The 14,564-nt window shown below is 37.2% G+C and carries 13 protein-coding genes; 7 read left to right on the forward strand and 6 right to left on the reverse strand.

Features of this window, described 5'->3' with window-relative positions:
* Positions 1–2: 2 nt before the first annotated feature.
* Together Q4546_RS07735 and Q4546_RS07740 are read left to right on the forward strand one after the other, a co-directional pair.
* Positions 3–584 (forward strand): hypothetical protein, encoded by a 582-nt coding sequence (locus tag Q4546_RS07735; protein WP_102520766.1) that lies wholly within the window; start codon positions 3–5, stop codon positions 582–584.
* Positions 585–654: 70 nt separating this feature from the next.
* Positions 655–1,710 carry a hypothetical protein gene (locus Q4546_RS07740; RefSeq protein WP_303446032.1) on the forward strand — a complete coding sequence of 352 codons (1,056 nt, stop codon included), beginning with the start codon at positions 655–657 and terminating at the stop codon, positions 1,708–1,710.
* 83 nt (positions 1,711–1,793) lie between these two features.
* Here Q4546_RS07740 and Q4546_RS07745 read toward each other — a convergent pair whose 3' ends face one another.
* From Q4546_RS07745 to Q4546_RS07765, 5 genes are all read right to left on the reverse strand, one after another.
* Positions 1,794–2,684, reverse strand: coding sequence for a hypothetical protein (locus tag Q4546_RS07745; protein WP_303446033.1), 891 nt, complete (start codon positions 2,682–2,684; stop codon positions 1,794–1,796).
* Positions 2,685–2,912: 228 nt separating this feature from the next.
* A complete protein-coding gene (locus Q4546_RS07750; protein WP_303446034.1) occupies positions 2,913–3,578 on the reverse strand; it encodes a hypothetical protein in 666 nt (221 codons plus the stop codon).
* 293 nt (positions 3,579–3,871) lie between these two features.
* Positions 3,872–4,132, reverse strand: coding sequence for a hypothetical protein (locus tag Q4546_RS07755; protein WP_303446035.1), 261 nt, complete (start codon positions 4,130–4,132; stop codon positions 3,872–3,874).
* A gap of 102 nt (positions 4,133–4,234) precedes the next feature.
* Entirely contained in the window at positions 4,235–4,795 is a 561-nt protein-coding gene (locus Q4546_RS07760) for a hypothetical protein (protein ID WP_303446036.1), read from the reverse strand.
* Positions 4,796–5,041: 246 nt separating this feature from the next.
* Positions 5,042–5,428, reverse strand: coding sequence for an antitoxin Xre/MbcA/ParS toxin-binding domain-containing protein (locus tag Q4546_RS07765; RefSeq protein WP_303446037.1), 387 nt, complete (start codon positions 5,426–5,428; stop codon positions 5,042–5,044).
* A gap of 199 nt (positions 5,429–5,627) precedes the next feature.
* Here Q4546_RS07765 and Q4546_RS07770 point away from each other — a divergent pair, with 199 nt between their 5' ends.
* From Q4546_RS07770 to Q4546_RS07790, 5 genes are all read left to right on the forward strand, one after another.
* Positions 5,628–6,221 carry a hypothetical protein gene (locus tag Q4546_RS07770; protein ID WP_303446038.1) on the forward strand — a complete coding sequence of 198 codons (594 nt, stop codon included), beginning with the start codon at positions 5,628–5,630 and terminating at the stop codon, positions 6,219–6,221.
* Between the two features lie 28 nt (positions 6,222–6,249).
* Positions 6,250–7,713: a hypothetical protein gene (locus Q4546_RS07775; RefSeq protein ID WP_303446039.1), complete on the forward strand. Its 1,464-nt coding sequence runs from the start codon at positions 6,250–6,252 to the stop codon at positions 7,711–7,713.
* On the forward strand, positions 7,706–10,663 hold the full coding sequence (locus Q4546_RS07780) for a hypothetical protein (protein ID WP_303446040.1): 2,958 nt from the start codon (positions 7,706–7,708) through the stop codon (positions 10,661–10,663). Before Q4546_RS07775 ends, Q4546_RS07780 begins: the two co-directional genes overlap by 8 nt.
* Before the next feature lie 11 nt (positions 10,664–10,674).
* Entirely contained in the window at positions 10,675–11,991 is a 1,317-nt protein-coding gene (locus Q4546_RS07785) for a hypothetical protein (protein WP_303446041.1), read from the forward strand.
* Between the two features lie 373 nt (positions 11,992–12,364).
* Positions 12,365–13,543, forward strand: a complete 1,179-nt coding sequence (locus tag Q4546_RS07790) for a DUF3596 domain-containing protein (RefSeq protein ID WP_303446042.1) — start codon at positions 12,365–12,367, stop codon at positions 13,541–13,543.
* A 105-nt stretch (positions 13,544–13,648) separates the two neighbouring features.
* On the opposite strand, the gene galU is transcribed toward Q4546_RS07790, so the two are convergent.
* Positions 13,649–14,527: a UTP--glucose-1-phosphate uridylyltransferase GalU gene (gene galU, locus Q4546_RS07795; RefSeq protein ID WP_303446043.1), complete on the reverse strand. Its 879-nt coding sequence runs from the start codon at positions 14,525–14,527 to the stop codon at positions 13,649–13,651.
* Positions 14,528–14,564 lie beyond the last annotated feature (37 nt).

Here is a 14,564-nt window from a genome sequence, read left to right on the forward strand (position 1 = left end):
AAATGGATTATCAAGTTGAAAGTTTTTACGCAAACATTACATTAAACGACGTTCAGTTAGCTGCAGTATATTACCCAATTTTAATTGATCTCGCCCGCCACAAACACTGTTTAACATACGGTGAGTTAGTGCAACGAGCTAAAGATCTTCACCCAGAAAAAGAGTATGTACAAAGAGCAATTCCTGTTTCGGCAGGCCGTAAACTAGATGTTGTTCGTATTTTTACTTCTGAAAGAAACCTGCCAGATGCAACATCACTCATTATTAACAAGACAGCTGGTGAATGTGGAAGCGGTATGACTGATAATTTTGATCCTAAACAACTACGCGAAGACGTATTTAATTATGATTGGTCAAATGTATCAAATGAATTCGATCTGTATATTGAAACGGCTGAAAAAAATTCAACACCACCCGTTAAAATAAAGCGTGTAGACGCCATGAAAATGACTTTGGATTACTACAAAGCACATCAAGCGGCGCTACCTAAAGCTATTTCATCACATCGTGATGATATTATTGCGCTCATTCTAGAAGGTTACGACACTGAAAGAGCCTTTAAAATGGTTAGTGAAAACCTTTAATTTATTGTATTAGGCGGGGCTATATGCCCTCGCCTCATCGAGTGCTAATTGCAAACGTGAAGAAGTAAACATGATGAAACAGACTAATTTGAGTGATAGTGCAAAAAAAATATGTGACTCACTATGGATCATGTATTGCGTTAAATACCCGCTATTAGAGCATCGCATCCCGACCATCTTGTTTCATACTTCCATATACCAAACTTTAGCAAATCATAAATCTGTTACTGGCAGTAGCGGTAGAGTTTTACAAGAAGACCTTTTATGTTCTTTCGAATCTTGGTATCCAAATATTCACCAGGCAAGAAATGTTGATTGGATTGACTTGTCATTTGAGTTAGTTGAGTACATACAAAAGCTAACCGGTGATTATAGTTATGGCTTTGCGGACAATGCTGAATTCATTAGAGGTATTAAAGCAGATAACTGGCAAACTAGTATTAATGAGCAGCTGTTTCTATCGCTATCAGTCCCAGACATCAAGAACACTCAAGTTACAAACCAAAGCCAGGAAATAAAACGACAACTCACCAACGCTTTATCACGTTTTATTCCTAAAACATCAGATAACTGCATGGCGGTTGATAATGCTATTTATACGTTGCTGATTGAAGATGTATCTGCACTACTTTTGAATCAAGCCCAAGCGGATCAAACAATATCTAAAGATGAGCGGTTAGCCGCATACCTCTATTGCTTTCAAGACGCTGTGCTAGCGGGCATACATTCTAAAGAAGCTTGCACCCGATTGGCATTTTCACTAATCAATATTGTTCACGATATCTATTTACGAGGGATGCCTCCACAACCAATGAATGTAGTTTTTCAGCTTGGCTTTAATCACCCCAAAGCTGTAATAAGTCAATTTAATAAACTCGCATTACTTTTAGATGGACAGACTTACACAATCAATACAAAACATACCGAAAATGGACTGGTGATGAATATTTGGCAGTATCCAAATATAGAAGCAACAATGCAAAAGGTTGTGATTAATAAAAATGGTGAATATCGTATAAACCAAGGCAGTGCTCAAGAGATAATTGAAATTGATGCCGATGATATGATTAAACATTTAACAAAGGAACCAAGTAACAAAGGTCACCTAGACAATAGCTTCGTTTAATTAACTTTGGAGCCCCCCTTATTGAGGGCTAAAATTTAGCCAGTATAAAACTGGTATTTAATCATCATAAATCGATACAAATATTAGCCAAATAACTTTAGGTGGACAAATACTTTCTTGATGAGAAGTATGAATCCTATAGGTATTAGAATTGTTTTTAAGAAAAACAGTGCAATTAAATTCATAAAATCAATAATCAATGAATCAAATTTTGCTGGTAAATCCGTAATTGCATTTTTGATACCTGCAGCACCTTGGGTTGCTGTACTAATTTTATTTTTAGCACTTTCCCAAAAACCCGGATCATCGCTACCCTGAATAGACTCTTTCTCTTCACTTATAGCTGAGGTGATTGTTCTTAATTCATTATCAAGGATTTCTGTATTATTTATAGAATGGTTAATTTGTTCATTAATAAACATTTTATCAACTAGTGCATTGGCGCCAAGTGAAACTGCTATAACAAAACGTAAGAAAACAATGAAATAAAATATTGATTTAACTTTACACTCAAAGTTGTTGAGCCCTTTTATCCATATCGTGGATAGATATATAAGTGCTGATATCAATAAGATAGCATTACCCAAAGCTGAACCCATTATTAACAATAGGAATTTTTGTAAGCCTAGTGATGCTAATGCTGTCATTATCACATGGCTTGTATAAACTAGTGTTTCATTTATAGGCTCAAGAGCTTCACCTAACCTCATCGAAACTACACCCAGTGAAAACTCTGAGCCTTTTAGAATAGAAATTCCTACGCTGACTCCTTTAACAGAAGCATAGGCAAGTGCACCATCTTTTATTGAAGCATCTAGTTCTCTATGAGTGTGTTCATCGATAAACTTGAATAAACCAATAATACAAAGCATCACAACTAAAATAGAATTTATTATTTTTTTATTTTTTTCAAACCAAGTTGTATTTTTAACTAACAGCTTTTCATCATCTACAACACTAAAAGTATCACTCATGTACTATATTCCTTGTTACTCACTAAAATGTATATTAATTATACACTTACGATGACTCACTATTTTCTGAACCCTTTGTAATTGAAAATTTGATTCCTATTATGCATAAGACAACTAAAGATAATATGACTCCCCATTCTTTTAACCCAGTTGGGAACCTGTAAACTTCTATATAACCATGTATTTGAATCATTAAAATAATAGTAAGTAAAAATGTAATAAACTTCATTATTTAACCTTAAAACTAATAGTAGGAAAACCAAATACGCTAAAACTTCCTATAGCATCTACTCGGCATCCACTCGCATTATTACGACAATTAACATTAGCAAAATCAACTTTTTTGTTATGGATACTATCGTAACTGTCATCACTCTTAAACACTTTGTAATTAAATATCGATGGAAAATCAGGTTCAACAAGACTTCTTTTTATAGAATAATTGATTATCGAATTATTATGAGCATCAACGGTACTGTGAATATTATTGATATACTGAGAAAGTACATCATCATCCTTGTTGAGGATAATATAAACATTTCTTTTATTCTCATTAATTTTGTAAAATTTACTGGCATATCGTTCGCAATTTGAAATACCTTCACAACTTGACTCTATAGTCGCTACAGATCTCAGAACAACGTCGTTTTCAAGCTTTATAGAATTATCAGAACTATTTAACAATGCCGAATAGGTATGCCAATGTCGATAATTGTCGATATTTACGATGTAATGTCCTTGTTGATCACGTTCTAACTCAGCTTCAGGAGTAATGTATAAAACTAAGTACCAGAAAAACGACACTGTTACTACAATAAAAATGAGAACAAATACGATAAGCTTAAGAAATATTTCGGTAATTTCATCTAGAAATTTAGATATTGTTGCTGACATTATTTACCTCAAAACCATTACTCTTTAGATCATTTTATAATAATTTACAATTGTAAAAAAGAGATGTTGAACTAATTTTAACCAGAGGTTGCAATTTGTAACACAATGGGTTGCTAATTAATCGCTAAATTAGTAGTTAATTAAATTTGTATACAATCTTAAAACTAAGGATACAATTATAAATTTAATAGGTTCGATTAAATGTAGCAGCCTCTTTACAAAGACTCCAACCAATCAAACTAATTATCTGTTAATCCCCTCAATATACATAGTGTAACCACACAACTAGTTATTCAATTGAGAAAAAATGACTGTTGGAAAATGGCCGGTTTTAATAATCCAACTTCCCTCAAGAATAGCTTTAGCAGCCTTCGCTGAAGAACTTCATCGTAAGCAGCTTTTTTATTGGTATTTTTATTCACAAACCAATAACCAAAACCTTGTTCAAGCCAGATTTTAACGACGGAATCATCGTCAAAAGTCAGATTTAAACTTCTAGCATGAGGTAAATGATATTTTGGTTCAGTGACTAAAGTGATATTAGCTCCGCTCAACTTTATGCATTCCTCAATCTCTATACTTCTGGCCGATTCATTTTGCCAGTTATCTAAAATCGTTTCCGTATTCCCAGCGAATCTGTCTAACCATCAGCAAAACTAACACCTTACCCATTTCTTCTTGGCCAGAGGAGAACGCTTAATCTGTTTCTTCCTAGCTAATTCATTAATTGCTTTTGTAAACTCAGATTTAGATAATCCAAGTTGTTTCTGAAAGTTAGGGTCTAGTGGATGAGCTGACTTTAGAGCTTTAAGTAAAATTTGTTCAGAGGTAGTAGCTTTCAGTTTAGAAGGTTCAACAATAGGTACTACATTATGCTCTCTGGTTCTAATACTTTGGTAAGCAGCACCTAATTGACCACACTGAAACTCAAATGCCGATATTAAACTTTCATCATTACTGAATAGCTCAAAATGAGTCGAGCCTAATTGCTTTTTATCCAATGCTAAGAGAACCCTCGAAAGGTAAGCAATAATGTAGAAGTCAGCTTGATTTTGTCCATTCGGATAATCGTTTAAGAATAAATAAAGAGATTTCTCGCAAACTAACTTAACAGCATTTGATTTAGAAAAAACAAATACTTTATCAACAACGGATGCTGCAATTTTATCAAGCTCTTTCAACCCAACATTCTCCGCATCGACAAAAATCATTTTCATAGTTATCCAAGCTCCATTTGTTTAACGACGATCAATAAGATTGCATATTTTCCAGATAATTTCAGATAATTTTTCGCACAGAAAACTTCTAAGCAATTGGCCAGATTAACTTATCCGCTACACTTTAAGGTACACATTATCCGCATCATCACTATTAAGGCTCGCAATGCCAGGAAAGTATGCCTCTAAAATCTGCTGCTTTTTATATTCTAGGTCCATCATATTTCCCCCCTAATGTGCAGAACGTTAAAAATTCCCCAAATTTAAAACATGGTTCATAACAGCTTCAAAGTCACTATGCTCCCCTTCCAATAAAAGCGAAAGTGGTGTTTGACCGTTAAATAATAAGTGCTGATTTTTCATTGTCATGAAGCCGTAAACATTATCTGGATTTGAAAAAACCTGTCTTAACCCGCCATGGATATTCAAAATGTAGCTTATACGTATGACTTGATCTTGAGTTAAGTCACTTTGATTAGCGGCGCTGATGTCGTCTTTATTCTTAAAGCAAAGTAAGACTGATATTTGATTTTCATTACAGCCCCATTTATCAAGTATTTTTAAAACGGCCTTAAGTCCGATTTTAAAATCATTCTGTGTAAGCACCATACCCCCAAAAACAACAATAAACAATAAAAACAACCACTTAATTTTCAACGCATTTACTAAACATATAAAGTCATACTTGCTAAGAAAACCGAAGAGAAGAAAAAACAACCATTACAGTTGATTTATATAGTAATTAACTGTACAAATAAACAGTAGTACAAATTAATGACTAAATACACGCATCTATAAATAGGGAAATGGGATGATTTAGGAAAATATCGTTATGCCAAAGACAAAAAAGTTGCCGCTAAACTCACTTGAATGGCACCAGCATCCAAAGCTCACAACTTTGTTGTCTGGCGATTGCCATCAGCTATCGACGCTTCCCGATCTTCAGTTTATTAGCTTTGCACAACTGCAGAGTATTCTTGATTCCTGCCCAATCCCTGTAGTGAAAAGAGCAAAAGTTGATGCTTATTACTTATTGGCTCCAATGCCCATCTTAAAACAGCTACTTGGTCATCCTGATTCCCATAAACTAACAGCATCATTAAATATTTATAGCGAACCCGAACCGACATTATCCACCCTAGCCTTAATTAAACCCGCATTGTTTTACCAAAAATATAAACGACTTCCTGAGATCTTGCATAGCCGACTTGATAAAGCAAAATCAATGAACTTAGTCACTCCAAATAAAAATCAAATAAGTCAGCTAGCCCAAATATCTCCTTCTGCTTTTCGTAAAATAACCCACTCACAAGGGGGCAGCCATGGGCAAGTCGAGTTCTATCGCCAAAAAAAATCGCCAACGAAACGCCGGTGGAGTGATGCCCGACCCCATCAAAATTGCAACGGCGCTCATAAAGCTTTTTAGCACGTTGAACAATAGAAACTATAAAAAAGTGAACAAAGAAAAGTTTCTCGTCGTTATTATCTATTTATGGCTCACTCAACGGCTAACAAAAGATAAGACCAACGATAAAAATGCTAAACCCGCCGATTTTTTTATCCCTGACTGTATTCGTGTAACAGGCAGTGAAGAGTGCCAAGAACATGCTTTTAGAACGGTCAAAGACGGTAGTCACTCTTGGGCTGAATATGCTCAACCCTACCCCACAAAACAAGGTGAAGTATTTCTCTGGCAACCAATACCTAAAGGGTTAAATGCATTGTTTAGGCCGTTTATTTCAAAACAACGATATAACACGCCTTGGCTATCAAGAAGTGAGAAAAATTTAATTATTGAGATACTGACTAAAAAATGGAGAAAATCAACATCTGTTATAGGATTTCCTAGCGCAAGAAAAGACAAATTATTCAATTACTTCACAAATTGCATTCTGGTTGATAATGAGCTTTCAAGCACGAGTAAATATGTCTTGCTACGAGAGCACAAATTGCACCACCGCAACGCCAAAGCTTATCAAGCTGAAGACAGTGATCGGATCCGCTATCGAATATATCAGGCGCACGAACGTTATCTAGAGCATATTTTTACTCAAGTGCGATTGTTCAATTGGGAAGCGATGCTTTCAATTAAGTCCTCAAATAAAGAACAAAAATCAGAACTCTACTTAATCAATAAACACCGAGGGCAATCATTGCCAGATGAACTCATCGAGGAAGGCAGAATTGCTCAACTGCGTAAAATACAATACCAAGGAGGGACTGAGGAAAGTGCTGATATTTCGATTCAAATAGGCAGTTCAAAAGTACTACAAGAACATGAAGTAACTGATTTTTTTGCTTCATTACATGATGAAATCATTCGCTCTAAGCCCATTGGTAGCGTTGAATTAAGTCAGCATATTGAGTATTACAACTTATGTACTTACCACCTTGCTTTATTGTTTGTATTTCTCACAGGTGTTCGTCCAACTCATGCGATTTCGATTAAAAAGGAACGTTGTTACAGATTAAGTACCTGTGCCGTCAGTGATAAAGGGCGGCTGAGGCAAATCATTTTATGTGATTACTTTAGCCTACAACTCAGTCACTACCTCACTTTACAACGCTCATTAAGCACTCACCTTTCCAGCTCATTTAGCAGTCCTTATCTATGGTACTTATGCGATTCTAATGGACAAGCTTGCCCATTAACGGCTAAAAAATTAAAGCTATTTATGCATGACAGATTAGAAAATAAAGACCCCTACATGCTGAGACACACTTTTGCTCAATGCGCACTAACCAGTGTTTACCCTATCAGGCTAACAACCAGTCAGATTGATCGATTAATGGGGCATTCAGAATATGGTGAGCACTTTGGAAGTGATCATCTTTTTCCTGCAAACTTAACCACGATAAAACAGCATTTAAACAGTTTAGCGAACCGCTTTGACATCAAAGAGGTTTGCTATGTCTAATCGATTTAATGGCTTGATACCTGCCGACATTATTCGCTTTTATCAACGTGGGGGTGGCACTTGCGCAGAAGAGGATGAACTATTATGGGTTATTAATCATTGCCCTAAAATAACATCACCAGCAAGTGAACAATCTGCATACCAACGCGAAGTCACTTCCGATGAAATAAATTCCTTAAAAAAAATCATCAAGACAATCCCGACAGGGAGGCAAAAAAAGCTTAGAAAAGCACTCAATGATCTACTCTGCTATTTAAGCGATGCGCTTCACTGGCAGGTACCAACAGAAGTCGTTAGTCAGTTAAAAGATAAAGATTTACAGTGGTTTAATCAGCTAAACCAATTTGCCCATCAAGCAAGTATGCTTGAAGGTGGATACGAAGCGATTCGTACTCAATATATTAAAGTACGCCCGGCTGTAAGTAGTGAATTTACCGCTTTAGTTATTGGTTTAGAGGTCGCCCCGCTTTCAATTGAATATCTAGCACATGTTCTCAATGAACCTAGCAGTATCAAACAAGAAGGCACTTCGCTTTACCTTGATATCACTCACTTAGCAAAAAAAAGTAAACTACAGCAAAAGCAGCATTTCACCCGCTATCATTTACCTTTGTTTGTATACCGTGTTTTACAGGACTATTACGCAACAACCTTTGCCAATGATAAGCACTCAACTTTAGACCATAAGAACAAAAAAGTAACTGCTAGCCAATTGGTGCGTAAACTTAATCTATATACACCAGTAACGCCTTTTTCGTTACCAGAGCTAAATGCTCAAAAATGGCACCTGCGCCTTCAATCGGTTTGGCTATATAGAGACAATATCGTACCGAGTTTTTTAAAAGACATTCGTGACCCAGAAAGGCATGTTGCGTTTAATAAACCAATCATCAAAACAAAAGAAAAGCATCTTGCCTTAACAGCCATTTATCAAAAGGATTGGAATGAAAATTGGTTTGAAGGGCTCAGCTCAAAAGCCAAAGTTAATCGATGGCCACATAAAACATTACGAAAAACACCGTTAAACAGTTCACAAAAGCCAGCACCAGTCCCAGAGTGGAACCCTCATAACATATTGCCAGCAATGCTTTTTCATTATAAAGCTGATTTAATCAAGTATGGCGGTGTCATTAAAGAAACGTTGTCTGATGACACAATTAATGCATACACCAATATTGAACAAGTTTTTGAAGATAACCCACTACCTTACGAAAAAACACTTGATAGTGACGCATTGCACTTATGGGCGCACACGGTTTATGACAGCTTAAGCAATGAGGGACATCAAAAATATGTTCACTACCTTTTTCGCTTTATGAGTCACCATCCTTTAACCGAGAATTTAGATATTTCAGAGTTTGATCCACCAACATCCACCCCCAGTGTTGACCCTAATTACCTCACATTAGCGGAATTAGACGAAGTCATTAACGCCTTGATCACGCAAGACACTGGAGAAATGATGCAACGACTGTTCTGCGCAGTAGCCTGCATCATTGGCTACTTTGCAATGTTACGCAGAGGGGAAGTATTACGCCTTAGGATTCAAGATATCTTCTGTTACAGCACAGACAAACAGCAGTTTCATTTTGATATCAGAGAAACCACTGAAGGCAGTACAAAAAATAAAAGTTCCAGAATGGTACATGTCGTGATCCCCGAAGAATACGCTTGCTTAGTCAGGATGGTTATCGACATCAAGCAATCGGCCTCCGTAAATGAACCATTAATTGGGTTTGCAGATGAAAAAATGCATTCTAGGCAGTTACACTATCTACTCCCTATTACCAGAGCAATTAAGGCTGTTGCTGGTGAGGATGTCAGATTTCATCACCTTCGCCACAGTGGCATTTACCTTTTTATGCAACAGGCACTGCATCTCGCTTATGAAATATCACCTAATGAAACCACCGATGAAAGCTATTTACCTCGTTTACTCAGTCCAAGCGCCATAGCAAAGCGATTTCATTATTGGGTAAAAACCAAGCATTTCTCACAATATAATGACAATTTATTACTAAGTGAAATTTGTCAGCAAATTGGGCATAAATACTACTCCACAACCCGTTGGTCTTACCTTCATGGTATTGATTGGCTATACCCTTTTTACCGCTATGGCTTTGGCGAGCGACAACAACGTGAATTTAACCACAATGAGTTAAAGTACTTGCTAAGACTTAGTCCTACATCAAATGACCTATCACGACAACTCAGTCTAATTAATACTGATTATCGGGATAAAATGCCTAGTCAGAAGCAACAAGACGCTATTCTATTGACTGAGGTAACGCTCAAAAATTGGTTATTTAAAGCATCGCAAAAATCAACGTTAAGCATACCTGCAGTTCAAGATTTGCCACCCACTGACTCCTATGACATCGCACGCAATGACTTAGCATCTATTTGGCTTTCAAGCTGCGCCTCATGTCCATCAGGCCATTTTCTAAATGATTTATTAAAGCAAGTACGCTTAGGAGAATTAAATTGGAAAATGTTCAGTCTAATTTGGCAACGTTCAGGAAAGCACACCTATCAGCCATTAACTAAAAAGCAAAAAACAGCATTGTCACTCCTTCCTACTTTTGTTCTCGATAGCAATAATCAAACTGAGTTTCGTTTGCACATTATCTTGGCATGTAACAGTAAGAATGCTCAACTGATCACTCGCGTTTTTAGGACTCATCAATGGCACTGGTTATCCCTTGATTTTGAATTAGTCTGCAATCGAAAGACCAACATTCAAAGACAAGAAGCGCTGCTTAAAGAACAATTTATGATTAAAGGCGACACCTATCGCTGCATTAAACAATCAACTGGAAATAGTCATTTAATCATTACTTTTAAATTGAAGTTAAACACTAAAAATAAGGCAAAGTCCCAGCCCTCGCTAGACCGAGGTATTTATCAGCATTTACATCAGTTTTTAACAAACTTCCAATCACTTCAGTAGAAGAGGTATTTATGAATGAGCTCGTCATCCCACACACGCTATTTCGCTCTTTTGAAGCGATTAGTAAACAACTGCAAGCCAAAAAAGCGGATTACGGCGTCAGTGTTTTCATTTCACCAAAAGATGCAACGGTAACCTGGGTTGGCGGTAGCAACCCTAACTACTCGCTCATCGTTCAACCTTTAGAAAAAGGCCATGGACTTAAACAGGCTAAGTTTTACATTCCAGGTGACTTTTTTAAACACTCACTTAAATCAGTAATTGCGTTCAATAGAAAAAGCACTGGTTCCCTACTTTTGCCACTCATATTTGAATTGGAATACAAGAATGGGAAATACATAAATGCCACTCATGTTGAAATACCCGATATATCGATACCGTCACTCAATCCTATCTATCCGTCTTGTCGTAAATTTGACCTGTTAGCTGCTTTTAAAAAGCATGTTGAGTATATTGATACGCTGCCACAACGTGCGGTTGTTGAGTTTTCGATCGCTGATTTAGATAAGCTAGATATGAATGTAAATCCATTAGGCAACTTTGAATATTTACAGCTCGAATCCAACTCACATAACCTACGCTTTCAGCGTGGAGGAAACGTTGGAATAGAAACGTTATCAAGCAATATCCCACTGCCAGTAACTCTAACAATTAATAATGAAACCTATCAACAATTGCGCCATATTTGCCAAGAAACGCAATCACAAACGGTGGCTATTGCGCAAGAAGGTGAATTAATTACCATCCGTAGCCCTGAAAAAACAGTGACACGCTCAATTGCAGGGCTCACTGCATTTATAGAAACACAACAAAACCAATCAACGATTGAAGTCACTCTCATAGCAGATATTCAATCCTTTAAAGGTGAAATCGAATCTCACGCCGATTATAAATCGGAAAAAAAAGCCGACCAATGTTACTTCTTAATCGACGATAACAAAATATATATGTCCTCGACGATTAGTGCTGACGGCTTATCAAAAGCTGTTTATGCTAAATCGATAAAATCCGAACAAACCCGTTTGTACCGTTTTCACCCAAAAGAGCTAATAAACACTCACATAAATGACCTTATTAGCATGGCGCAAGTGAAAATTTGTATCGTCATCAATGAAAATCATGAACGCTTTTTTGAGTTTTATAGCAGCACAAAAGAAGGAAGCCTACCCTATGTACAAATTCCTGTAGAAACCATTGATACAAGCGTAAGCGATATAAATAAAATCAAAAATGGCTGTATAACAAAGACTGTCCAGGAAATACTTGAAACAACACTGCAAGAAAGTGGGTTAGATCAGAACGAACAATTGGAGTTAATCGGTTTTTAGCAATGAGATTATAAAAGCAGATATCAGATAATTAACCACTGGACAAATAAACAGTATTAGTTATAGTAATAGATGTCTTTTTAACCAATAGTACTCAATAAAATGCTATCGGGACAAAATACAAAATGAGAAGAGCAGACAAGATAAGAAGTAAGAGTAGAAGTAGGCAGTAATGGGTTAACTTGCGCGTTTTAAAAGCCCTGTTAACCTAAAGAAACCTAAAAAGAAGCAGTTGGGGCAGAGTGGCGGCAACCACTCTACCCCGTACCGGCTGCACTAGCTATTAACCCAACCCAGCCGATGGGCAAATTCTAACGAATTCCATTGGTAAGGGACAGATCTATTTAACGATCTGAAATCAATGGAGGCCACTATGGCTCATATTCGCATACGTCCAAACGGGCGCATTCAGTTCGACATGCATCTTTATGGCTGCCGTTTTCGTGAAGGCACCAAACTGATGGCAACCCCTAAAAACCTCACCCAAGCTAAAGCGATGCTCAAAAAAATGAACGCTGAGATTGATTTAGGCAGCTTTCAATATCGTGACTATTTTCCAAAAAGTAAAAAAGTCGCTAAATTTGAGCAATTACAGCGCGACAAACATCCTGACCGTGAATATCCATTTTTCAATGACTTTGCTAACCAATGGTTTGACCGAAAAAAGTCTACGTGGAAAAACAGTTACACGAGCACCATGCGCAGCACGCTTGATAAATACCTTATCCCTGAATTTGGCAATACCTTGGTGAATGAAATCACCTTGTCGCAAATTGATTATTTTCGTCAAGAACTTATGGAAATAATGAAAGACAGTGATAAACGCCAATTATCCAATCGCCGTATTAATTTTTTACTTTGGCCTGTAATTGCCATCATTAGCCTTGCAGCAGAAGAGTATAAGTTTGAATACCCACTAAGACGCTACAAAGCGCTGAAGGAAGAAAAAGCAGAGTCGCACCCTATGACGATTGAGGAGGTGCGCAAGTTTTTAAACAAGGTGCCACAAGAGTGGAAGGATTACTTTATTATCCGATTTTGGACTGGGATACGTAGCTGCGAGATACACGGCCTCGAATGGCAGCATATTGATTTTGAACACCGTTTAATTCGTATTCGTCAGAACTGGGTAAATGGTGAAGTGTGTGATGTAAAAACACCTAAATCACGTCGAGACTTAAAGATGTGCGATACCATCTATGAAGCCTTTAAACGCATTAAAGATTCAAGTGAGTCAGGGTATGCCCCCTATTCTGACTTTGTGTTTACCGGTAAATCTGGTGCACCACTGGATACACATTATGTCAGTAAAGCTTTATGGTACCCCACATTAATCAAAGCAGGACTTAAGCGCAGACGCGCTTACGAGACGCGCCATACAGCAGCGGTGCTACATATAGCAGCCCTTGAGAATCCATTGTACATTTCGCAAATGCTTGGTCACAGCGATACCCGCTTATTGTTTGACGTATACGCCCCTTATGTAGCGAATGCATCCCGTACTGATGGAAATGCATTTGATACGCTGATGCGTAATGAAGGCTTTTCTTAAAGGTGTAGACGTTTTAATAAAATCCCCATTTTATAATTTCTGCTATAAAGCAAAAAACCAACTCATTGTGAGTTGGTTTTATTGGTAATGCATAAGTAATCTAGTCTAGAGCAAGGTTTTAATTGCTTTAGCAAAATCATCACCGAGCTTTTTGTCGCGCAGGCCATATTCAACAAAGGCTTTCATGTAACCTAATTTGTCGCCGCAATCATGTGATTTACCGGTCATATTGAACGCTTCAACAGTATCTTGTTCAATTAGCATATCAATCGCATCTGTTAACTGAATTTCGTCACCCGCGCCCGCTGGTGTTTTAGCTAATAGATTCCAGATTTTTTCTGATAGCACATAACGACCAACAACAGCTAAGTTTGATGGAGCAGTCCCAATGGCAGGCTTTTCAACCATAGCTTTGATTTTAGCTGAATCACCTGGGGCGATTTCATCACCATTACAATCTGCAATACCGTATTTATTCACTTCATTATCTGGTACTGGCGCAACCATAATTTGGCTAGCAAAGCTAGTATGGTAACGTGCCATCATCGCAGCTAAGTTTTCAGTTTTTTGGTTTGCTGTATATTCATCCAAAATAACATCAGGTAGTACCACAGCAAAAGGTTCATTACCGATACAAGGTTTAGCACACAACACTGCATGCCCTAGGCCTTTAGCCTCACCTTGACGCACATGCATGATGGTTACATCTTTAGGGCAGATAGACTGAACTTCTTCTAAAAGCTGACGTTTAACTCGTTTTTCAAGCGTTGATTCAAGCTCGTAAGATTTATCAAAGTGGTTTTCAATGGCATTTTTACTGGCATGGGTAACCAGTACAATTTCTTTAACACCAGCAGCTACACACTCATTAACGATATATTGAATAAGCGGCTTGTCAACGATAGGAAGCATTTCTTTTGGAATCGCTTTAGTTGCAGGAAGCATACGTGTGCCAAGGCCTGCTACGGGAATAACAACTTTCATGAATCATCCTTATAAAAATCTGATATTTAGATATCTT

Source organism: Shewanella sp. 4_MG-2023 (assembly GCF_030548015.1).
Lineage (GTDB): Bacteria > Pseudomonadota > Gammaproteobacteria > Enterobacterales > Shewanellaceae > Shewanella.

Bases quoted from the DNA above. Each gene is read 5' to 3' on its own strand.
- Q4546_RS07735 (WP_102520766.1), top strand. From the start codon at position 3: ATGGATTATCAAGTTGAAAGTTTTTACGCAAACATTACATTAAACGAC.
- Q4546_RS07740 (WP_303446032.1), top strand. From the start codon at position 655: ATGATGAAACAGACTAATTTGAGTGATAGTGCAAAAAAAATATGTGAC.
- Q4546_RS07745 (WP_303446033.1), bottom strand. From the start codon at position 2,684: ATGAGTGATACTTTTAGTGTTGTAGATGATGAAAAGCTGTTAGTTAAA.
- Q4546_RS07750 (WP_303446034.1), bottom strand. From the start codon at position 3,578: ATGTCAGCAACAATATCTAAATTTCTAGATGAAATTACCGAAATATTT.
- Q4546_RS07760 (WP_303446036.1), bottom strand. From the start codon at position 4,795: ATGAAAATGATTTTTGTCGATGCGGAGAATGTTGGGTTGAAAGAGCTT.
- Q4546_RS07770 (WP_303446038.1), top strand. From the start codon at position 5,628: ATGCCAAAGACAAAAAAGTTGCCGCTAAACTCACTTGAATGGCACCAG.
- Q4546_RS07780 (WP_303446040.1), top strand. From the start codon at position 7,706: ATGTCTAATCGATTTAATGGCTTGATACCTGCCGACATTATTCGCTTT.
- Q4546_RS07785 (WP_303446041.1), top strand. From the start codon at position 10,675: ATGAATGAGCTCGTCATCCCACACACGCTATTTCGCTCTTTTGAAGCG.
- Q4546_RS07790 (WP_303446042.1), top strand. From the start codon at position 12,365: ATGGCTCATATTCGCATACGTCCAAACGGGCGCATTCAGTTCGACATG.
- galU (WP_303446043.1), bottom strand. From the start codon at position 14,527: ATGAAAGTTGTTATTCCCGTAGCAGGCCTTGGCACACGTATGCTTCCT.